Source organism: Bacteroidota bacterium (assembly GCA_016711505.1).
Classification (GTDB): Bacteria; Bacteroidota; Bacteroidia; order AKYH767-A; family 2013-40CM-41-45; genus JADKIH01.
On record JADJSV010000007.1, the window covers coordinates 134,422 to 156,863 of the forward strand.

Annotated in this window: 15 protein-coding genes and 1 pseudogene; 6 read left to right on the forward strand and 10 right to left on the reverse strand. The window is 38.3% G+C overall.

All coding sequences use genetic code 11. The features are described from left to right. Positions 1–44: 44 nt before the first annotated feature. The 7 genes from bamA to IPL24_10015 form a co-directional block, all read right to left on the reverse strand. A complete protein-coding gene (gene bamA / locus IPL24_09985; GenBank protein ID MBK8363992.1) occupies positions 45–2,540 on the reverse strand; it encodes an outer membrane protein assembly factor BamA in 2,496 nt (831 codons plus the stop codon). Next, complete coding sequence (locus tag IPL24_09990; protein ID MBK8363993.1) at positions 2,537–3,286, reverse strand: isoprenyl transferase; 750 nt, start codon at positions 3,284–3,286, stop codon at positions 2,537–2,539. The genes bamA and IPL24_09990 overlap by 4 nt, the downstream gene beginning before the upstream one ends. 482 nt (positions 3,287–3,768) lie before the next feature. Beyond that, positions 3,769–4,383, reverse strand: a complete 615-nt coding sequence (locus IPL24_09995; GenBank protein ID MBK8363994.1) for an outer membrane beta-barrel protein — start codon at positions 4,381–4,383, stop codon at positions 3,769–3,771. Positions 4,384–4,438: 55 nt separating this feature from the next. Next, entirely contained in the window at positions 4,439–5,332 is an 894-nt protein-coding gene (locus tag IPL24_10000; protein ID MBK8363995.1) for a hypothetical protein, read from the reverse strand. Between the two features lie 130 nt (positions 5,333–5,462). Continuing rightward, positions 5,463–6,341 (reverse strand): NAD kinase, encoded by an 879-nt coding sequence (locus tag IPL24_10005; protein ID MBK8363996.1) that lies wholly within the window; start codon positions 6,339–6,341, stop codon positions 5,463–5,465. A 22-nt stretch (positions 6,342–6,363) separates the two neighbouring features. Beyond that, positions 6,364–7,797 carry a hypothetical protein gene (locus tag IPL24_10010; protein ID MBK8363997.1) on the reverse strand — a complete coding sequence of 478 codons (1,434 nt, stop codon included), beginning with the start codon at positions 7,795–7,797 and terminating at the stop codon, positions 6,364–6,366. A 6-nt stretch (positions 7,798–7,803) separates the two neighbouring features. Beyond that, positions 7,804–8,466 (reverse strand): CBS domain-containing protein, encoded by a 663-nt coding sequence (locus IPL24_10015; GenBank protein MBK8363998.1) that lies wholly within the window; start codon positions 8,464–8,466, stop codon positions 7,804–7,806. A gap of 209 nt (positions 8,467–8,675) precedes the next feature. Between IPL24_10015 and IPL24_10020 the strand changes: the two genes are divergently transcribed. Together IPL24_10020 and IPL24_10025 are read left to right on the forward strand one after the other, a co-directional pair. Then, entirely contained in the window at positions 8,676–9,389 is a 714-nt protein-coding gene (locus IPL24_10020) for a pyridoxine 5'-phosphate synthase (protein MBK8363999.1), read from the forward strand. Further along, the gene (locus tag IPL24_10025; protein ID MBK8364000.1) at positions 9,386–10,153 is read left to right on the forward strand and encodes an alpha/beta fold hydrolase; all 768 of its coding nucleotides are present in this window, start codon (positions 9,386–9,388) and stop codon (positions 10,151–10,153) included. The genes IPL24_10020 and IPL24_10025 overlap by 4 nt, the downstream gene beginning before the upstream one ends. Positions 10,154–10,866: 713 nt before the next feature. Here IPL24_10025 and IPL24_10030 read toward each other — a convergent pair. Both IPL24_10030 and IPL24_10035 read right to left on the reverse strand, forming a co-directional pair. Next, a complete protein-coding gene (locus tag IPL24_10030) occupies positions 10,867–12,279 on the reverse strand; it encodes a hypothetical protein (protein ID MBK8364001.1) in 1,413 nt (470 codons plus the stop codon). 36 nt (positions 12,280–12,315) lie between these two features. Further along, a complete protein-coding gene (locus tag IPL24_10035) occupies positions 12,316–15,054 on the reverse strand; it encodes a TonB-dependent receptor (GenBank protein MBK8364002.1) in 2,739 nt (912 codons plus the stop codon). A 330-nt stretch (positions 15,055–15,384) separates the two neighbouring features. Here IPL24_10035 and IPL24_10040 point away from each other — a divergent pair, with 330 nt between their 5' ends. The 4 genes and pseudogenes from IPL24_10040 to odhB all read left to right on the forward strand — a co-directional run bounded on the left by IPL24_10040 (position 15,385) and on the right by odhB (position 21,682). Continuing rightward, entirely contained in the window at positions 15,385–16,428 is a 1,044-nt protein-coding gene (locus IPL24_10040) for an endonuclease (protein MBK8364003.1), read from the forward strand. A gap of 87 nt (positions 16,429–16,515) precedes the next feature. Next, positions 16,516–17,490 carry a deoxyhypusine synthase family protein gene (locus IPL24_10045; GenBank protein MBK8364004.1) on the forward strand — a complete coding sequence of 325 codons (975 nt, stop codon included), beginning with the start codon at positions 16,516–16,518 and terminating at the stop codon, positions 17,488–17,490. A 166-nt stretch (positions 17,491–17,656) separates the two neighbouring features. Continuing rightward, positions 17,657–20,390 (forward strand): annotated as a pseudogene (locus tag IPL24_10050) (2-oxoglutarate dehydrogenase E1 component). 26 nt (positions 20,391–20,416) lie between these two features. Then, a complete protein-coding gene (odhB, locus tag IPL24_10055; protein MBK8364005.1) occupies positions 20,417–21,682 on the forward strand; it encodes a 2-oxoglutarate dehydrogenase complex dihydrolipoyllysine-residue succinyltransferase in 1,266 nt (421 codons plus the stop codon). A gap of 89 nt (positions 21,683–21,771) precedes the next feature. On the opposite strand, the gene IPL24_10060 is transcribed toward odhB, so the two are convergent. Further along, positions 21,772–22,344, reverse strand: coding sequence for a NifU family protein (locus IPL24_10060; protein MBK8364006.1), 573 nt, complete (start codon positions 22,342–22,344; stop codon positions 21,772–21,774). Between the last annotated feature and the right edge of the window lie 98 nt (positions 22,345–22,442).

Here is a 22,442-nt window from a genome sequence, read left to right on the forward strand (position 1 = left end):
ATGTTTTTTTGCTTGTCATTTTCATGGGAATCAAATTTATGAATTTAAAACTGTTGTCCAATTGAGAAGTGGAATTGGCCTTTATTTACACCCGGATCATTCGGAATTTCATCAAATCCGTAACCCCAATCCAAACCGAGTAAACCAAATACCGGAAGATAAATTCTGACACCCATACCCGCAGAACGTTTAGCGCTGAACGGATTAAATTCATTAAACTTTAACCAGGAATTTCCGCCTTCTGCGAAAGCAAGGAGATAAATAGTTGCTGATGGATTCAATGAAAGTGGGTATCTTAATTCTAAAGTGTATTTGTCAAAGATTGTGCCACCGACCTGTGCATTGTTGGCATTCCGCGGAGTCACAGAGTTGTTTGCATAACCTCTTAAAGCGATAATTTCCCGTCCATCCAGTGCATAACCGCTTAATCCGTCACCACCAAGATAGAATCGCTCAAATGGCGAAGCACCCACATTTCGATTATATAAGCCTAAGAAGCCATATTGGATTTTTGTGTTCAGGACCAGATTACCTGCAAGTTTCGTAAACCAGCTGGAAGAAAACTTCCATTTGTGATATTCAATGAATTTATACCGCTCTGCATCTGTCGCTGTTCTATAATCAATGTCGTTGAATAAAGAATATGGCAATGTAAACTGAAGAGTAAGCGATACAGTAGAACCTGTTCTCGGATAGATCGGTGCATCAACAGAGTTTCTTGAAATGGATTCCTGGAAACTCAGGTTATTCGAATAACCGTTTGCGAAAAGAAATGTTCCGCCATAATTGTTCAATACGTAATACTGATAACTTGCTTCAATATAATTTGTGAAATAATCATCCGGTTTTTTCAGACGTTTACCTAATCCAACTGAAGCTCCTGTGATCTCAATTGACTGACGATTTAATTCACCTTTTGAAACACCATTCGATTGAATAGATCGGAAGATGGAAACACTTAATGAATTCGGTTTTTTTCCACCTAGCCAAGGCTCAGTAAAAGAAGCATTATAAGATTGATAATATTTTCCATTCGTTTGCGCACGCAAACTCAATTTTTGTCCGTCACCGGAAGGCAATGGCGAATATGATGCGCCGTTAAAAATATTTCTTGCAGAGAAATTGTTGAATGAAAGACCAAGCGTTCCAACAAGCTGATTAGAACCATAACCTCCTGAAAGTTCTAATTGATCTGAAGGTTTTTCTTCTACTGTATACTCTATATCAACAGTTCCGTCAATTGGATTAGGTTTTGGATTAACGCCAAGTTTTTCCTGATCAAAATATCCTAATTGCGCAAGTTCTCTTTGTGTACGGATAATTTTCTCTCTTGAAAATAACTCACCCGGTTTTGTACGGATCTCCCGCATGATCACGCGATCGTTTGTCTTTACATTTCCTACAACAGTTACTTTATTGATGCGTGCCTGCTTACCTTCATAGATGCGCATTTCAAGATCGATACTGTCATTCTCTACATTTACTTCAACAGGTGTTACTGAAAAGAAAAGATATCCATCGTCCATATAAAGCGAACTAATATCACGGCCACTCTGGTTCATGAATAACCTTTCATCAAGTACACTTCCTTCGTAAATATCACCTTTTCTGATTCCAAGAATTGAATCTAAAACGTGAGATGTGTATTTGATATTTCCAACCCATGTGATATTGCGGAAATAATATTGTTTCCCTTCATCAATTGTGATCCGGATATCAACTGTTTTTTCATCGTGTTTGAAAACTGTATCGCTTACGATCTTGGCATCACGATATCCTTTATCGGTATACTTTGCTATAACCTTTGCTTTATCTTCCTGATATTTTTCGTCAAGGAACTTTGAAGAAGTAAAGATCTTATACCATTTCTTCACCTTCGTTTCTTTCATAGCCTTACGAAGTTTTTTGTCGGAGAAATAAGTGTTGCCTTCGAATTCAAGACTATGGATCTTGATCCTGTTCTTTTTATCAACGTCGATGATCAATACAACTCTGTTTGCAAAAGTTGAATCTTTTACTTCGCGTACTTCAGCTGTTGCATTAAGGTATCCTTTCTCAATATAAAAATCTACCACAGCAGTTTTTGTAGAAGCCAGTACACTTTCGGTTACGACTTTATCGCGTTCAAGTTTTATTTTCTCGCGAATTTTATCTGCATCAGATTTACTGACACCATTAAATTTAAAAGAAGAAAGTCTTGGACGTTCAGTTAATTTAAGTTCAAGAAAAATTGTTTTTCCCTGAATTCTCTGAACCAGAATCTGAATGTCAGAAAATAATCCTTGCTTCCAGAGATTTTTTATTGCGTCAGATGTTCTTTCACTTGGAACTTCAAGAGAATCTCCAACTGTTAATCCGGAAATACTGATCAAAACATTTTCATCAAGATATTTTGTGCCTGTGATAACAACACCGCCAATTACATACGTACCCGGATTTCCGTAGTCGATCGATTGGGTTTCACCGCCGATCTGTACTTGTGCCGAAGCGGTAAAGACAGAGATAGTCAGGGCAATTACTGCCAGAAAGCGTTTTATCATTTAGTGGGGGAGATTTGTGCACTTACCATTCCGAATCTTCTTTCCCGGTTTTGGTAGTCAAGGATGGCTTTGTAAAATTCTTCTTTAGTGAATTCAGGCCATAATTTTTCTGTAAAATATAATTCTGTATAAGCGAGCTGCCACAAAAGAAAATTACTGATGCGCGTTTCGCCACTGGTTCTGATCATTAATTCAGGATCAGGAATTCCATTCGTAGTAAGTGATGATGAGATAAGTTTCTCATCAATGTTTTCCGGTGAAATTGTTCCGGTTTTTATACCTGCTGCAATTTTTTTCATTGCATTGGTGATCTCCCAGCGTGAAGAATAACTCAATGCAAGAACAAGACTCATTCTGGTATTTTTAGATGTGTCTTTAATCGCTTCTGCTAATTCTGCCTGACAATTTCCCGGAAGTGAATCAAGATCACCGATGGCTAATAACCTGATGTTATTTTTATTCAATGTCTCTTTTTCCTGAGCTATCGTATGGACTAATAATTCCATCAATGCATTCACTTCCTCTACCGGACGATTCCAGTTCTCTGTGGAGAAAGCATAAAGTGTCAAAAATTTAATACCCAGTTCTGCAGCTGCTTCTGTAGTATCACGAACAGATTTAACACCATTTTGATGACCAAAAACTCTTTGTTCACCATGGCGCTCTGCCCAACGGCCATTACCATCCATGATGATAGCAACATGCTGAGGCAATTTTTCTGTATTTATCTGATCTTTTAGACTCATTTGCAAAATTAGAAAGCGGCGCAAGTTAATAAAATAGCCCTCTTTTTTAAGGAGTTGGAGTGATAAAATGTGTTAATAGTTTTTTAGTGAGTAGTAATTGGTAAGTGGTGAGTAGCAATGCTCGTAAAAGGGTCGAGTATCAATTTCAATTGAGCTTTTTAAGGCAATTTGTTAATGAGAATTTCTGTGAAATAAGAAAGCTGTGCTAATTACCACTCACTACTTACTACTCACCAGTTCTGTCAGTATCTCCTGAACTTGAACGGTTTACAAATATCTTTCAAAAAACTTGTCAATCGGAAATAGATGGTGACTCCACCAAATACGAACCAATCTTTATTTGTCGAATTTCCGCGTTGCTTGTAATTAAAGGTGGGCTGAATTAAAGTTGGGTCGTTGTAGATAAATGACCTGTTTGACATGATCATCGCAACGGTTCCATTTGCTGCCTGCAGGAGAGCAGGATCAGGGGTATGTTGTGCTTACATCATCAATATAGTCAGAATACGACCGACGGGCTCCACTTCAATTCCAACCCCAAAGCGGCCGACATTGAATTTTAACCCACCTCCGATAGGAATTGCAATTGCTGTCCTCTTATACTTTTTGGTTCCATTTATTCCCTGACCTTCAGTACCTAAAGGTTGTAATTCGATCAGATCGTCACCAAAATAGGCTTTCGGATTAAATGTGAAAATACTGATTCCTGTAAAAATATAGGGTGTAAATGGATAGTCGGGCCGTCCTGTTTCGTAAGGCAAAAAATTGAACTCTATCTGAGGCGAGAGTTCCAGAATATTGCTTTCAAAATGGAGATTTCTGTCGACTTCATAGGCAGTCTTTGCATAGGCATCGTCTCCTGAGATCTTTCCATAATTTAATTCAAGCTTCCAGCTCCAGCGGCGATCCCAGTTATGCCTGTAAAAAGCGCCGAAAGCGGGATGTAGGAAATCGGTATTGAATGTATGAGCGGAAAGTTCCCCTTTATAATTAGAGGCGCCGATCATTATTCCAAATTCATTGTATTGCGCTTTAACATTTGAAAATGAGGCAAATAGAATCGCAATGAGGCAATATTTTATAAATCGGATCGGCATGAATAGGATGGGTACAGAAGTCAGTTAACGGCTTTTGAACCGAAAAATTGAATGATCAGAATCGTGGCAAATTTCCTCTTCCGTTTGTTAGCTTGTAATTTAAGCTGAAAATCGCAACCATGTATGAGTCGTTTTCACGGGGATCTCCTCGCTGTGCTCCTGGATCAGTAATAAATTGAACTGAATGATTTGAGCGATCAGAAAGTTGCGCAGATAGTGGATTTGTGCCAGAATAATTGCTGAAATCGAAATAAGTTGTACTTACATCGTCAATGTAATCAGTGAAAGTTTTTCTGATGCCAAGTTCAAGACCAACACCCCAGCTTCTGTCAAGAGTATATTTAAAACCGATCCCCACAGGAACGCATAATTGAATCAATGAGTATTTCGTTCGGGTAGCGATAAAGCCTTGACCTTCTGTTCCTAATGGCTGCAGACGGACGACATTACCCTGATAATTGGTCTTTGGATCGAAATAAAATACTCCGGCGCCAACAAAAGCGTAGGTATAAATCTCATAGCCCTTCATCCCTTTTACTTTTCTCAACCTGTACCGGTGACCAACTTGTTCCTGCTGGAATGCACCTTCAAAGTTCAGGTTGAATTCGTATATGTCAGAGTAAAAATCGAGGTTCCGATAGTTTCGGAAATATTCTGTTGTTAGCTTATCATCTCCGGCAACACGTCCATAACTCAAATGAGATTTCAATGCAAAATAATTACTCAGTTTATATCGTAGTCCAACTGACAGTGCAAGACGGGTCATCGACCATTCAAGATCCTTAAAATAATGCGTTCCTATCTGGTTTGCTCCTCCTAATTCGCCTAAGAAATTGCTGATTCCTGCGCCAAAACTGAATTCATAGCGCTGACGCTTCCATCTCTGGGCTTCTGAAACGGATGGAATCAGAAGGATAACAGATATTATAACTAGTAATGCTTTCTTCATGAGTTAGCGTGAGATGGGCAAATATAATAAATTAAAAATATGAACACCTATACGTTAGATAAAGGTAAGGATGTTCCACTATTTTTTTATTTTTTCCTTGGATTTCTCTTACAAAGTAATCCCATTATTTTCAGTTTCTTGTGTCCAGACCCCAGTTTAACTTTTTCCTCAAAGTGTTAAGGAAATTTTCGGAATTCAATCGGACCAGATTTATATTAAAGGCTTCTTTCCTGATGGCAAGCTGAAAGCTGCTATCAATTGTTGCAGAGCGTGAATCCAGTGTTGCCATGAAATGCTGGCTCCGGCCCTCAACTTCCAGTGAGATCACATTTTTATCGGATACAACAATAGGTCTGACCGTCAGGTTGTGTGGTGCAATTGGTGTGATCACAAATGATTCGGATTGCGGAACAATGATGGGTCCGCCGCAACTCAGATTATATCCTGTTGAACCGGTAGGAGTGGAGATCATGATTCCATCGGCCCAGTAAGAATTCAGATATTCTCCGTTCAGATAAGTATGAATGGTGATCATACTTGAAGTCTCTTTCTTATGAATAGTAAATTCGTTAAGCGCAATATTTTCTCCTTCAAAAATCGGATGATTGGTTTCCAGACGAAGCAGCGTTCGTGCATCAATTGCATAGTGTCCTTTTGCAAGACTTTCAATTGCCATTTCAAGATTCTCTCTCGAAATAGAAGCTAAAAATCCTAGTCTGCCGGCATTAATTCCTACAACAGGAACATTCGATTCTTTGACAAGGAATATTGTATCAAGCAGAGTTCCATCGCCACCGATGCTAAAAAGAAAATCGGTATTACCCGAAAGATCTTTGCCGCTTTCAATGCACTCTACTGATAGTGGCAACTTAGCCTGAGTCCGCATGAAATCATAATATGGCTTATGCATGGATACAGTATGTCCACCTTTGATAAGTATGCTGATAATTCCTTCTGTGAGTTCGCCCTGACTACCGATACCGGGACGACCGTAAATACATATTTTCATGAAGTCTGATGACTGTGCATTTCTAAATTGGTGATGTAAAATGAAGAAAAAATCCTGATTCTCCTAATTTGTTACGGGAAAATTCAAGTCTGAAAATCATATCGTAATAAGTAACAAAATCTATACCTGCCCCATAACCATATTGCCAGCTATTATTCAGAAAGTTTGTCTCTTTGAATTGTGAATCACTGACATATCCGAAATCGGAAAAGAGATTCAGGTAGAACGCAAAAGGTATTGTTGCAAATTTATTAAGTGGAATAAATGATGCGTACACTTCTTTCTTTGGAAGCAATGTGAATTTTATTCCTGTTTTCATCAATGCAAAGTGCTCTCCGTCCATTACATAATATTCATAACCTCTTATAAAATCGCGACTGTAACCGAGACCTTTTGTAAAATAATATGGCATCTTAGATTGAAAAGAATATTTTGCACTCAGTCCGGCTCCGGCATGAAAACGTTTACTCAAAGGCCAGAAATGTTTATAATGAGTAACTGCATAAGAAAGATCTATATCATCATTCAGAAATCCCAGTCCGTTTTTTATTAATTCAATATCAAAATAATTTCCTTTCAAAGGATATACTGCAAGATCTCTGTGTTCAATTTTAAGAAAATATCGTAAAGTGGTATAATTTACTTCGTTACTACCTGCAAAATAATTCGGGTTCAGAGTAACAACTGTATCTTCAACATCAGCGTGACGATAAGCAACTTCAAAATTATGTGTAACATTCAATCCCGGTCTGTATGAATATACAATCGATCCACCTGCTTCTCTACGTGTAAAAATTTCTGAATCTTTATAATAAACGATCTTGTTTTCTTGTGTGCTTATGGATGTCTGATGATTTCTTGAATACGCCAGACTGAATGTAAGTCCGGATTTTTGACCTTTTGTAAGAGCGGGCAGACTGTAATAAAAACTCAACCGTTGTGTGTATCCTAATCGTGCTGTAACAGCAAGTACTTCATTTCTTCCTCTGAAATTATACCAGTTTAATGTCCCGCCATAAATAACTCTTGAAAAATCTTTAGTTTCCCACCACACATTAAAATTTCTTTCGGCAATTTCAAAAATTGGCAAAGGGAATACATACCAACGTTCAGTTACCAATATATAAAAATTTACTTTATCTTTTTCCTGAAGCCATGTGATCTTTACTGAATTAAATAAGGATGTATTGTGAAGGTTCTCCTCACTCCGCTTGATGCGTAGACTGATATCTTTCAGTGAAATTGTATCTCCCGCTTTAAAAGTAAGTTCGCGATAAATGATCCTTGGTTTTGTGATCTTGTTTCCGATCAGTACAATCTGATCTGTTATTAATAAAACCGATGCTGAATCAACAGTAGTATTTGTAGTATCGGAAATTAATTCAGTCGCACCTTTAGAAAAGTTTGCTGAAAAGAGGAGTGAAAAGAATATGAAAATTGTCTGGCATGTCCGCATGTCTGATCATATCCCCAGGTAATTCATAAGTGAATCATATCTGGATTGCATACTATCGATAAATTCGCTTTGATGATAAAATTCTTTTACATAAAATCCGCGACGGTTAAATGAAGCAAGAATTCTTGAAAGCTCCTGCTGATTTATTTTCAAAGTCAGATCAAAAGTTTCATTTTCGGGATTTGGTGTCATATAACTACTCATGATCTTTGCACCTTCTGCTTCAACAAGTGTTGCTATCTCACTCAAAGAATAACTCTTTGCGCTTACTTCAAGTACGATCACACCCATTGCATCTTCAAAGATTCCACTGTCGGCGTAATGTTTTAAAATATCAGCTAATGTGATCAGGCCGATATAATGATCAGCTTCATCCAGAACAGGAATGATAGTAAGCTTATCTTTTGAAATTATTTTTACAACTTCGAAAACAGGTTTATTGAATTTCACAAATGGCCTGATCAATGGAAGCTTGTGTATTGCAAGCGGCTGATCAAGTGAACTGAGTTTTAAAATATCTTCTTCATTTGCAAGTCCAATATAATTCACGCCATCAACAATAGGTAAATGTTCCAGGCGGAATTCTTCCATCCAGTTCAAAGCCTTCAAACCGGTGTCACTCAGTTTTAGAGGTGGGTATGAATCATTAATCAGTTCTTTCGCAATCATAGTGGGTATTCGTTTACGATTATCTGAAAATAAGGTTTACAGATCTACTTCGGGTTTCAAACTTACGCAATTTTATCAGTTTGAGATTTTTATGCAATTTTATTCAATTTCTTTTAATCGTTTTGTTTTCACCAATATACAACAACTTGTGTACCATTCCTTTTCATTTCCGATCTTTATACTGATTTTTACATTTTACTGATGATGCAATGACGAAACTAAGTGTAAATATCAACAAGATCGCAACCCTGCGCAATGCACGCGGAGGAAATGTGCCTGACCTGATAAAAATTGCAGTTGACCTCGAGAAATTCGGTGCTGAAGGAATTACAATTCACCCACGCCCTGATGAAAGACACATTCGCAGGAAAGATGTGTATGATCTGAAACCTGTTGTTAAAACTGAATTCAATATCGAAGGCTATCCATCAAAAGATTTTTTGCAACTCATTAAAGAAATTAAACCTGCGCAGGCAACACTTGTTCCTGATCCGCCACATGTACTTACATCTAATGCAGGCTGGAACGCACGTGAACAAAAAACATTTTTGCAAGATTGTATAGCGGAAATTCATTCGTATGGAGTACGTTCTTCTGTTTTCATAGATCCGGATCCTGAAATGATGCTGCATGCAAAAGAAACCGGAACATCCAGAGTTGAATTGTATACTGAAGCTTATGCAAGTCATTATTCAATTGATAAAGCAAAAGCAATCGCTCCGTACATCACTGCTGCAAAAAAAGCTGTTGAACTTGGATTGGGAATTAATGCAGGACATGATCTGAGTCTGGAGAATCTGAAATATTTTGCGCAAAATATTCCACAGCTTTTAGAAGTTTCCATCGGACACGCTTTGATCTCTGATGCATTATATTTTGGTCTTGAAAATACTGTTCAACTATATTTACGTCAATTGAAATGAAACTATATTTTAAAAAAGTCGGCGAAGGAAAACCACTTCTGATCCTGCACGGATTGTTCGGAATAGGAGACAATTGGTCTACTTTGTCGAAGGCATTTGCTGAAAATGGTTTTTGTGCATATCTCATCGACCAGAGAAATCATGGCCGAAGTGAACATAGTTTTGATTTCTCCTATGATTTCATGGCGAACGATCTTAAAATTCTGATGCAGGATGAAAACCTGAACAAAGCAGATGTTATCGGCCATTCAATGGGTGGAAAAACTGCTATGTATTTTGCACTTGAATATCCGGAACTGATAAATAAAATGATCGTCGCTGATATTTCACCTGCTTATTATCCGCAGCATCACCAATCAGTTTTGTCTGCTTTGCATTCTCTTAATTTGAATGAGATAAAGAGCAGAAAGGAAGCCGAAGAAAAATTAAAAGAATCTTTAAACGATGATGGTACTATTCAATTCCTTCTGAAAAATTTATACTGGAAAACTGAAACACAACTCGACTGGCGTTTCGGTTTGCAGGAGATAGAAGAGAATATTGAAATGGTTGGTGAAGCTTTGCCCGGAACAAAAGTTATCGAAGTTCCTACTTTGTTTTTAAAGGGAGAACGATCTGGATACATTCAACCTGAACAGGAAGAATTAATAAAGACAAGATTTTCAAATGTGAAAATTGAAACTGTTCCTGATGCGGGGCACTGGGTACATGCGGAAAACCCGAAAGCGTTTTTGGACATGAGTCTCAGATTTTTATTAAAATAATCTGAGAAAAATCTGCGGGATCTGCGGGAGAAAAACACACAGAAATTCTTTCCCGCAGATCTCGCAAATCCCGCAGAAAATCCGCAGAGATCCCTGCGGGATCAGAAATGTCCAGCACCTTTTTATAATTATTACACAGATTTCAGAATTATTTATTTGCGATCTCGAAGAGATTTCTGCGGATTTTCTGCGTGTTCAGCGCAACTCTGCGGGAAATACTAAGCGTTGTCCATTTCACACAAAAAAAGGGCCTCCTTCCAGAAGCCCTTCACAAAATTAGATAACTTTTTTATTGAACATCAAGTGTATTTCTGATGATGATCTCTTTAGTTCCGTTGATGCCGGGCATTAGGTGCATGCGGAAAACCCGAAAGCGTTTTTGGACATGAGTCTTAAATTTTTATTAAAATAATCTGCGAAAAATCTGCGGGATCTGTGAGATCTGCGGGAGAAAAACACACAGAAATTTTTTCCCGCAGAACTCGCAGATCCCGCAGAAAATTCGCAGAGATCTCTGCGGGATCAGAAATGTTATGTTATTTTTTTATGTAAAATAAATACGACTGTCAGAAAGCTTTCATTTCAATCTCGAAGAGATTTCTGCGGATTTTCTGCGTGTTCAGCGCAACTCTGCGGGAAATACTAAGCGTTGTCCATTTCACACAAAAAAAGGGCCCCCTTCCGGAAGCCCTTCACAAAATTAGATAACTCTTTTATTGAACATCAAGTGTATTTCTGATGATGATCTCTTTAGTTCCGTTGAACTGTGTAAGAATTCCTGTAACCGATACTGTATCTGTTGGATAAGTATCACCAGAGAAGGATGCAAAGTTCGAAACATATAATTGAATCAAACCTGTTCCATCATTAATGTTATTGACACCAAATCCATAAGTTGTAGAAGAACCGGCAATGGTAGCTGTATTAACTTTTACCAATTGTCCTTCCCAAGAATTATAATTTGTGATCAGATCAGCAACGGTAGCTACTCTTGGTGTCACAACATTATTAATGCTTAAAGGGAGTGCATACCCAAGACCAACTGTAGCTAATTGAAGAACGCCCTGATATGTACTTACCGGAAACCCGCTAACAATAACTTCAAGTTCTGTTCCAACAGCAAATGTATGCGGATCGTCAAAGTGAATATATATTCCACCTGTGCTATCCTGAAGATAAAGATTGCTGCTTGTCAACATTCCTGTTGAATAATCAGAAGTAACAATTCCTTTAATTCTTCTTCCTGCAGGAACAGTTCCCCCTAAAAGCGAACGAACAGAATCAATTGTCATAAGGGTTGTTGTTCCGAAAGTTCCGTCGCAACGTGCATTTGGCATGTCTACATCATAAAGATCACGAATCTGCAATTCAGCATCGTTGTTGTAGATCGTGTATATACCCTGAATACTTCCATTTCCTGTTGGCGATTGAGCCATAGCGAAAGTTGAGAAGTTAGATGAGTAAACAATCATTTGATTTGGACTAGGCATACAATTGTTGATAGTCAAATTTGAACCTGATGTTGGCGCATATGTTTTGCCATAACTTCCCGGAGCGAATTCTACATTCTCAAATCTAACTAATGTGTTTGTCGGGATGTCAAGTGGGAAATCTTCTGCAGTTGCAAGATCATAAACTTTTGGAGTGATACTTAAACCCCATTGTCCTTTTACAAGATACTGGCCTAATAAATTTGCAGGAATTCTTCCAACAGGATTTGTCGGCGAAGTTCCAAGTTCAAAATTTCCACCGTTATTAGAAATGTAAAGTCCTTTACATTTCACAAATACACGGCGACCGATTGGGTAATCTGTATTAAAGTTAGTAACATCTACTGCAATAGCGATTCCTGAAGAATCCTGTTGAAGGATCATTTTTTTGTAGATGTTTCCGGATGCATCATCACCAACTACAATACCTGCTACAACGATATCTGAAGTGATTAACACACCAACAGAACCTGTTGCATACGCTTGTAATTGTTTTATCGAATGAGTAACTGTAATTGCCGGATCTACATTGGCAGTTGATAAATCATCATATTCCTTCTTAACACAAGAAGTGAACATAACCGCTGTAAACATCATTAAGATGATTGAGCGAAGGATTTGAGTTGATCTTTTCATTTGTTAGATATAATGTTTTGTTTTTTTTTCTGAGGATTAATTAAAACGCAATGTAATGCTGGCAAAATAAGATGCTCCGAAAGAGTATGCATATTTTGCAGGGAAAGTGTTAACATCATGCTCTTCATTATCGAAACGTAATTGTTCGAATGACCATGATGTCAATTCCTGATTGTCAAGAATATTTGTAACTCCTAAATTGAATACAAGGAATGTGTTTTTCTTAAGTGATTTGAATCTGTTGTTTAATTTCCATGAATAAAATGCTGATACATCCATTGTAAACTGTCCATCACGTTTTTCCTGTCCGAGGATCTGTGCAAATTTCGGTGAATTGCTGTCTACCAGATCAAGAGCTGATAAAGTACGGCGCGCCGGATTGAAATCTGTATAGATATTATCGAAGTAGTTGAAATTAACATTCACTGTCCAGTATTGCTTTGAACGATAAGTCAATCCAAGTGTATAAGCTGATTGAGGACCACCTGATACACGAAGGTTTTCTGAATAAACAACTTCGTTCTCTGCTAATATTGTGTCTTTGTTATCCTGTGTGATTGTTGCATTCATACGGTCACTGAAGATATACTGACCGATTGATGCTACTGCAGCAGCACTGAATCCTTTACCTAATTGCGCATCAACAGCAAGTTCTAAACCTGAATGAGTTTTTGAAATTCCTGTCAAAGTGTAGTTTACGAAAGTTTTGAAGTCGCCATGATAGAAAGAACGGGTATCTGTGATGTCGTCAAACTGTGTCATATAAGCTGTAGCGCGGGCTTTTACTCTTGGAGCACGGAAAAGGTATCCACCTTCAACAGATGTGATCTTTTCATTCTTAATATCTTTCACTGCAAGAGCACGTGTACGTGGTGAAACGTATGTGTTTTCAAACAAAGGTGCACGGTTAATATAAGCACCGTTCACATAAAAATAATTCCGGCCATTGTATTTATAAGTCACTCCGCCTTTGAATGCCGGATTTGTGAAACTTTGTTTTTTTGAATCGCCATATGAGTCGTCAGCAAATACTCCATTCCGTACATTACCTGTACGATAGAATTCGTCCATCGTAAACTGTCCTGCAAGGAAGAAATCTACTTTTGTATACTTCCACATTCCCTGTGCCCAAAGTGATGTTTTTTGCAAATGAGCTACGTAGTCGTAACCGTATCTATCACCTTCTCCTATTCTCTGATTTGGATTGTCAAGATTATTCTGAACTATTGAAGAGTCTTCAATTGACGTCTGATCGGCAAACTGATTTAAATCTACAAAATATTTTCCGCCTAAAAGATCTTCAACTTCTTTGTAATAATTCAGATCTTGTTTCTGATATGATAGACCCGCAGTAAATGTCAGCTTGTCGTTGATCTCAGAATTAAATGTTGAATTAAAACTAAAACGGTCTGCATCAGTTACTCTGTTTGAAATAACATATTTTGCTGTGTCATGAAGTTGATTTGCTTCATATATCTTGTCCCAGTTGATCTGACGCATTGATTCATTTGAGCTCAACAAATTTGCAAGCATTGTAGAATCTTTTGCATATGCATCCGGATTGTCGCCATAAGCAGGGTCAAAACTTGGGAGGTAACGATAATAATCCGGTCTTGGGTCAGCGGCATTGTACCAGTCAATTCCTGAAATTGTATTTTTTCCTGTTTGATAAGCAACTGCTGTTTCAAGTGATGACTTTTCGTTGAATTTCCATTCGTGAGAAAGAATAGCTATTGGTTGAAAATTATTTCCAACTGATGCATTTCTTTTCTTTCCGTCCTGATATCCCCAAAGTGGATTGTAATAATTTGATCCTGCGAGGTCATACATCTCCTGAACAACTGCTGTACTTCTTCCTGATTTTGTTTGTGCACCAAATGCTGTCAGTGACAATGAATGAGATTTGTTGATGCTTTTTTCTACCGAACCAAAGAATGAAGTTCCATCGTAGAATGTTCCGGGAATATATCCTTCATCTGCCCAACGACGTGAACCTGATACAGAATATGACCAGCCCTTTGCGCTTACTCCTGAACCGTATGTAACGACAAGACGATTATCGTAAACGCGGTTTGAAGAAGCATATGCAATTGAAAATTGTTTACGTTGCTTAGATGCACGGCTATCAATACTTGAACCGCCGCCAATTCCGCCAAATGCAAAATTTGCAGGACTTAATCCAAGTGAATTATCACGTGAGCGAACAACATCATTTAATCCTGACCAGATGTTAAATTCAACACGGCCATTTGCAAGATCTGTTACAACAGCCCCGTTCATGTAACCGGGAGCGTTATCGCCATCATATCCGCGGACACGGAAACGTGCAATGCTGAAAACGAAACTTGAAGCGGAATTGAATGGATCGCGTCCTGCTGAAAGCACACTTGATACATTGGATGAAGCACTTTCTCTGATTTCATCATCGGCAAGAGAAATGGTAGGAAGATCATTGGTTTCTGTAATCGGATTGGCAACAACAACAAATGTCTTGTCCATCGAAGGCTTATCCACAACAATTGATTCAGTCAGGAGGTCTGCATTCCCGTCAGAAACAACTATCGTTTGATTTCCATAAGGAACACCTTTCAGTTCATAAGAACCGGTAGAATCAGTTTGTGTTTCGATGCTTGTTCCTTGCACCATCACTTTGGCCTTATTGATAGGCTGATTCAATTCATCTTTTAAGACTCCTTTTATATTACCTGTTTGCGCAAATGCAAATGCAGGAATTAGAAAGATAAAAGTGAAAAGTAGTTTTTTGATTAAACTCATAGTTTCGTTAAATTGGTATTAGAAATATTTTTGGGGTGACAAAGCTAATCAATTTAGCAAAAGACCTCTAATGTAAGAGATTTATTCATATAATCGTAATAAGCTATTGTGAATCAGCAACTTTGTTCCGGTTTATTCGCAAAAATGACATTGAATTGACTTCAATTTAACATTTGACCTGAAATAGTTCAGTACTTTGGTTTTTGAAAGAATATGTGTGTTGACTGCTGTTTTATTTTGATTGCTTAGCTTTAATAAAATATTCACCTTGATTCTACTTTCAAAGACAATCGTTTTTGTATGTTTGTCACCCATTCAAAAAAACAATAGATGAGATTAAGAATAATTCTCGCAGTTCTTTGTGTTGTGATTCTATCAAGCGCAGGAGCTCAGAAAGTAAATTATAAAGTCGGGCTTTTGGGCTTTTATAATCTGGAAAACTTGTTCGATACGATCGATGATCCTGATATTAATGATGCAGAATACTTGCCTTCTGGTACAAAAAGATATACGAGCGAAATTTATTGGGATAAGATCGGAAATCTTGCGAAAGTTCTTTCGCAAATTGGAACTGATATTTCTCCTGATGGTCTTTCTATCATTGGACATGCGGAAGTGGAAAATGAAGCTGTGTTGCGCGATCTTGTAAATCATCCATTGCTTAAGAGTCGTAATTACCAGATCGTCCACTATAATTCACCTGATGTCAGAGGAATTGATGTTGCAATGCTCTACAATCCAAAATACTTTACGGTAATAGGAAGCGAAACGCTCTTCGTTCCGCTTTTTGATACTGATGGAACTCCACGATTTACACGTGATATTCTTTTTGTACACGGTAAATATGATGGTGAAGATCTTTTCGTCATGGTTGGTCACTGGCCTTCACGTCGTGGCGGGGAAGAAGTAAGTGCTCCCGGTCGTGCGAAGGCAGCAGAAGTTTGCAGAAGAAAAATTGACTCTTTAACTGCAATAAATCCTGATACTAAAATTGTTCTGATGGGAGATTTAAATGATGATCCTGTTAGCCCAAGTGTCGCAAAGGTTATAGGCGCAAAAGGAAACAAAGACAAAGTTGAACGTGGTGGAATGTTTAATCCATGGGTTGAACCATATCAGCAAGGTATAGGAACACTTGCTTATAATGATAGCTGGAATTTGTTTGATCAGATCATGGTATCAAGCGGATTTTTAAGTAAGGATCAGAATGGTTTTTTCTTCAGAGATGCTCATATCTTCAGTAAACCCTGGATGTTGCAAACAGACGGCAAGTATAAAGGATACCCAAAACGAACTTATGATTTTGATAATTATATTTCAGGGTATAGCGATCACTTTCCTACTTATCTCGTTTTATTAAAGAAAAGGCAATAAGCCAGATCTTGAAATTATTTTTCTTCAAAATAAATCCGGCTCATTTCAGCCGGATTTATTATTTTCGTCACCCAATAAAAAATTAAAATGTCAAAAGGCCCAATATCACAATTCATGGAGAAAAATTATCTCCATTTCAATGCAGCTGCTATGATGGATGCTGCTAAAGGTTATGTTACTCATCTGGATGAAGGTGGTAAGATGATGATCACTCTTGCCGGTGCCATGAGTACTGCTGAGTTGGGTATCTCACTTGCTGAAATGATCCGTCAGGATAAAGTTTCGATCATCTCTTGTACTGGTGCGAACCTTGAAGAGGACATTATGAATCTTGTTGCACACAATCACTATAAACGAGTTCCTAATTACCGCGACTTAAGTCCGCAGGAAGAGTGGGATCTTTTAGAAAATCATTACAATCGTGTAACAGACACTTGTATTCCGGAAGAAGAAGCTTTTCGTCGTTTGCAGAAACATATTTTCAAAGTCTGGAACGATGCTGAGAAAAGCGGTGAACGATATTTTCCACATGAATATATGTACAAAATGTTGTTATCAGGTGATTTGAAACAATATTACGAAATCGATCCTAAAAATTCATGGATGCTTGCTGCAGCAGAAAAAAATCTGCCTATCGTAGTTCCGGGTTGGGAAGATTCTACAATGGGAAACATTTTTGCATCGTATGTGATCAAAGGAGAAATGAAAGCGACCACTATGAAAAGTGGTATTGAATATATGGTTTGGCTGGCTGACTGGTACAGACAAAATTCAGGTGGAAAAGGAGTTGGATTTTTTCAGATCGGTGGCGGTATTGCCGGTGATTTTCCAATCTGCGTTGTACCAATGATGTATCAGGATCTTGAATGGCATGATGTTCCATTCTGGTCTTATTTCTGTCAGATCAGCGACTCTACTACAAGTTACGGCTCTTATTCAGGAGCAGTTCCCAATGAAAAAATAACCTGGGGAAAACTCGATATCAAAACACCAAAATTCATCGTCGAATCGGATGCTTCTATTGTGGCGCCGTTGATGTTTGGGTGGGTTTTGGGGTGGTGACCGAAGGTCAAGGTTCAAAGTTCAAAGTTCAAAGTTCAAAGTTGGCTTCGTAGGCGCCTACGAAGCCAACTTTGAACTTTGAACTTTGAACTTTGAACCTTGAACAAAACTTATTTCCATGTACAGATGAATTTGTACCTTTGCACCTTCAATTGAAGAAAGGTAAATGGACAGATTTTCATATTTAGGAAGCGCTGATGTTGCTCAGATAGACGACTTATACAAACAGTTTCGTAACGATCCGGCGAATGTGACGGAAAGCTGGCGGAAATTTTTCGATGGATTCGATTTTGCACGGACAAATTTCGCAGAGAATGGTCATTCTACTTCGGATGTTATTCCGGAAAATGTTCAGAAAGAATTTAATGTCATCAACCTGATCAACGGATATCGTTCACGCGGACATCTTTTCACAAAAACGAACCCTGTTCGTGAAAGAAGACAATATACTCCGACACTTGAGATCTCTAATTTCGGATTAAATGAGTCAGATCTTGATTCAACTTTTCATTCCGGATCATTGCTCGGAATTGGACCGGCTACTCTCAGAAGTATTATAGCACATCTTGATCAGACGTATTGTGCAAGTGTTGGTGCTGAATATAAATATATCCGGACTCCGGAAATTGTTGACTGGCTTGAACAGAAAATGGAAAGCAGTAAGAACACAGCTCCGTTTTCAATCGATAAAAAAACGCAGAATTCTTTCTAAGTTAAATGAAGCCGTTGCCTTCGAAAATTTTCTTCATACAAAATTTGTTGGTCAGAAACGTTTTTCTCTTGAAGGTTGCGAAACACTTATTCCTGCACTCGATGAAGTTATTGAATGCGGTGCAGAAATGGGAATAAAAGAATTTGTGATCGGTATGTCGCATCGTGGCCGCCTGAATGTGTTGGCGAACATCATGGGAAAAACATATAAAGAAATTTTTACTGAGTTCGAAGGGTTGGAATATGATGAGCATGAATTTTCCGGTGATGTAAAATATCATCTTGGTTTTTCAAGTGATGTTCAGACTTCTTTAGGAAAAGATATTCACCTGAGTGTTGCACCTAATCCTTCGCATCTTGAAGCTGTTGATCCTGTCGTTCAGGGAATCGTACGTTCTAAAATTGATAATACACCGGGTGGCGATGAAAATCAGATAGCTCCGATTCTCATTCATGGTGATGCTGCAATTGCAGGACAAGGAGTTGTGTATGAAGTGATACAAATGTCATTGCTGAAAGGTTATCGTACCGGTGGAACAATTCACATGGTTGTGAATAATCAGATCGGATTTACAACTAATTATACTGATGGCAGATCAAGTACATATTGTACTGATGTTGCTAAGGTGACGCTATCTCCGGTCTTCCATGTGAATGGCGACGATGTAGAAGCGCTTGTTTATACAATACAACTTGCTATGGAATTCCGTCAGAAATTTCATCGCGATGTTTTTATCGATATTCTTGGTTACAGAAAATATGGTCATAACGAAGGTGACGAACCTCGTTTTACACAGCCGCTTTTATACAAAGCAATAGCTGCGCATAAAAATGCAAGAGAGATCTACAATGAAAAACTTTTATCGCAAGGCGAAGTCGAAGCGAATCTCGCACGGGAAATGGAAAAATCTTTCCGTGACATGTTGCAGAACAGCCTTGATGTTGCAAAGCTTGTGAAGAACAAACCCGTTTCTGAATATGCAGAAGGTAGCTGGAAAGGATTACGCCTTTCAACGCCTGACGATTTTAAAATGAGTCCTGAAACAGGTGTTGATCTTAAAACACTAAACACTATTGCAGAAAAAATTACATCTCTTCCGGGCGATAAAAAATTCTTTACTAAAACGGTAAAGTTATTTGAAGACAGAAAGAAGATGGTGAAAGAAAACCGTCTGGATTGGGCAATGGGCGAATTACTTGCTTATGGTTCGTTGTTGAATGAAGGATTTCCGGTTCGTTTCACAGGACAGGATGTAGAGCGGGGAACTTTTTCGCATCGTCATGCTGTAATACAGATGGAGGATTCCGAAGAGCAATTTACTCCGCTAAATCATATTGAAAGTGGTAAACAGGCGCCGTTCAGAATTTTCAATTCACTGCTTTCTGAATATGCTGTTTTGGGATTTGAATATGGTTATGCTTTGCCAACTCCTAATTCACTTGTGATCTGGGAAGCACAATTCGGTGACTTTAATAATGGCGCACAGATCATCATTGATCAATATATCAGCGGTGCAGAAGATAAGTGGAACCGGATGAATGGTATTGTGCTTTTGTTGCCGCATGGTTATGAGGGACAAGGTGCAGAGCATTCAAGTGCACGAATAGAACGTTATCTGAATTTATGTGCGGAAAATAATTTACAGATCGTAAATTGTACAACTCCAGCGAATTTCTTTCATGTGTTGCGTCGTCAGTTGCACAGACCGTTTCGTAAACCACTTGTGATCTTCACGCCGAAAAGTTTGCTTCGTCATCCACGATGTACTTCTTCCATGAATGATCTTGCCAAAGGCCATTTTGAAGAACTCATCGACGACAGTTCTGCTGATGCAGCAAAAGTGTCCAGAGTTATCGTTTGTTCAGGAAAAGTGTATTATGATTTACTTGAACAAAAAGAAAAAGATCAGTTGAATACTGTTGCTTTAATCAGAATGGAACAATTGTATCCATTCCCTGTTGAGAAATTGAATAACATTAAAGCAAAATATAAGAATGCAAAAGATTGGGTATGGCTGCAGGAAGAACCTGTAAACATGGGTGCCTGGTCGTACATATTGCGAATGACGAATGGAACAATGCCATTCAGAGTTATCTCCAGGCCGGAAAGTGCTAGTCCGGCCACCGGTAGTTACAAAGCTCATGAGCGTGAACAAAAAGAGTTATTAGCAGAAGCGTTTAAAAAATAATTATTATACCTATAATTTTCGAAGTTATGTCAGTAGTTGAAATGAAAGTACCAAGTCCGGGTGAATCAATAACGGAAGTACAAATTGCTAAATGGATCAAGAAAGACGGCGATTATGTTGAAAAGGATGAAGAGTTATGTGAGATTGATTCAGATAAAGCAACCTTGACTTTAAATGCAGAAGCTTCAGGTGTAATTAAGATCCTTGCAAAAGAAGGGGAGACAATTGCTGTAGGTTCAGTTGTTTGTTCAATTGATACGGAAGCAAAAGGTGAAAAGCCAGCCGCCAAAACCGAAGAAAAAGTTGAAGCGAAAGTTGAAACAAAAGCAGAATCAAAACCTCAGTCTGCAACTAAAACCAAAGAAGAACCTGTAACAGTAAAAAAAGATCAACCTGTTTCTGAAAAGACATATGCTGAAGGTGTTCCTTCAGTTGCTGCAGAAAAAATTCTTCGTGAAAAAGGAATTGCTGCTGACAAGATAGAAGGCACAGGTAAAGGCGGAAGAATTACAAAAGCAGATGTACTTAATCCGAATATCATTGACATGAGTACACGTGGCGGAAGAAATGTTCGTCGTGAGAAAATGACAATGCTTCGTAAAAAAGTTGCTGAACGTTTGGTTGCAGTGAAACAGGAAACTGCAATGCTCACAACATTCAACGAAGTTGATATGAGTGCCATTATGAAAATCAGAAAACAATACAAGGATGTTTTCAAAGAGAAGCATGGTGTAGGGTTAGGCTTTATGTCATTTTTTACAAAAGCTGTTTGTGAAGCATTGCTGTCATTTCCTGCTGTTAATGGACAAATTGACGGAACTGAACTTGTTTATCATGATTACTGCGATATTGGAATAGCGGTAAGCGCGCCGAAAGGTCTGATGGTTCCTGTGATCCGTAATGCTGAAAGCAAATCGCTTGCTCAGATTGAAACTGCAGTGAATGAACTTGCAACAAAAGCCCGTGATGGAAAAATTACTTTAGAAGAAATGACCGGTGGAACTTTTACCATAACTAACGGTGGTGTTTTTGGTTCAATGCTTTCAACACCGATAATCAATCCACCACAATCAGCAATTTTAGGAATGCACAACATAGTTGAACGTGCAGTTGTAGTTGATGGAAAAATTGAAGTGCGCCCAATCATGTACGTCGCCCTTTCATACGATCACCGCATCATCGATGGCCGCGAATCAGTAGGCTTCCTCGTTAAAGTAAAACAAATGCTGGAAAATCCGACTTTGATGCTGTTTGGCGGAAATGATCCAAATCGCACGTTACTCGGATTATAACGAATAACTAATAACTAATAACGGGCGTTGTAGCACATTAGATTCTTGCTACAACGCCCGTTATTCGTTATTAATTATTCGTTATTAGTTTACAAGGCTTCTGCAACCACCTCATTCACCTCAGGTACCAACTGTTTAAGTAATCGCTCAATTCCCGATTTAAGAGTTACGGTTGATGATGGACATCCGCTGCAAGAGCCTTTCATTACAACAGTTACAATTCCATCTTCAAAAGATTTAAAATGAATTGCACCGCCGTCTTGTTCGACTGCGGGTTTTACATATTCTTCTAACGCTTCAATTATTTTTGTTTCAACTGCTGAAGCTGTTTTTGTTCTTTCAATTGTTGGATCCGCAACCTGTTGATTAGGTCCGGTAAAAACTTTTTCATCGTTTTCGAAAAAGTTTTTCAGAAAAGTTCTGATGATAGGAATCAATTCATACCAATCGAGATCGTTCGATTTGGAAAGTGTTACGAAGTTTGAACTTATAAAAACAGAAGTAATTCCGCTGAATGCAAACAGTTGTTGAGCCAATGGTGAATTATGCGCTGATTCTTTAGAAGTATATTCAACGCTGCCTTCTTCCAGTAAATATCGATTAACAACAAATTTCATCGCCGCAGGATTTGGTGTCGCTTCTGCGTAGATGTTGATGAGGATTTTTTCCGAAGTGGTTTGACAAGGTCAGGTTAAAGTCAAAAATCTGCGGTTATTCGGTATTTTGGGGAAATAAAAAAACGTTTAAAGGAAGATACATA

Bases quoted from the DNA above. Each gene is read 5' to 3' on its own strand.
- IPL24_10000 (MBK8363995.1), bottom strand. From the start codon at position 5,332: ATGAAGAAAGCATTACTAGTTATAATATCTGTTATCCTTCTGATTCCA.
- IPL24_10040 (MBK8364003.1), top strand. From the start codon at position 15,385: ATGAGATTAAGAATAATTCTCGCAGTTCTTTGTGTTGTGATTCTATCA.
- IPL24_09995 (MBK8363994.1), bottom strand. From the start codon at position 4,383: ATGCCGATCCGATTTATAAAATATTGCCTCATTGCGATTCTATTTGCC.
- odhB (MBK8364005.1), top strand. From the start codon at position 20,417: ATGTCAGTAGTTGAAATGAAAGTACCAAGTCCGGGTGAATCAATAACG.
- IPL24_10020 (MBK8363999.1), top strand. From the start codon at position 8,676: ATGACGAAACTAAGTGTAAATATCAACAAGATCGCAACCCTGCGCAAT.
- IPL24_10005 (MBK8363996.1), bottom strand. From the start codon at position 6,341: ATGAAAATATGTATTTACGGTCGTCCCGGTATCGGTAGTCAGGGCGAA.
- IPL24_10030 (MBK8364001.1), bottom strand. From the start codon at position 12,279: ATGAAAAGATCAACTCAAATCCTTCGCTCAATCATCTTAATGATGTTT.
- IPL24_10015 (MBK8363998.1), bottom strand. From the start codon at position 8,466: ATGATTGCGAAAGAACTGATTAATGATTCATACCCACCTCTAAAACTG.
- IPL24_09990 (MBK8363993.1), bottom strand. From the start codon at position 3,286: ATGAGTCTAAAAGATCAGATAAATACAGAAAAATTGCCTCAGCATGTT.
- bamA (MBK8363992.1), bottom strand. From the start codon at position 2,540: ATGATAAAACGCTTTCTGGCAGTAATTGCCCTGACTATCTCTGTCTTT.
- IPL24_10045 (MBK8364004.1), top strand. From the start codon at position 16,516: ATGTCAAAAGGCCCAATATCACAATTCATGGAGAAAAATTATCTCCAT.
- IPL24_10035 (MBK8364002.1), bottom strand. From the start codon at position 15,054: ATGAGTTTAATCAAAAAACTACTTTTCACTTTTATCTTTCTAATTCCT.
- IPL24_10025 (MBK8364000.1), top strand. From the start codon at position 9,386: ATGAAACTATATTTTAAAAAAGTCGGCGAAGGAAAACCACTTCTGATC.
- IPL24_10010 (MBK8363997.1), bottom strand. From the start codon at position 7,797: ATGCGGACATGCCAGACAATTTTCATATTCTTTTCACTCCTCTTTTCA.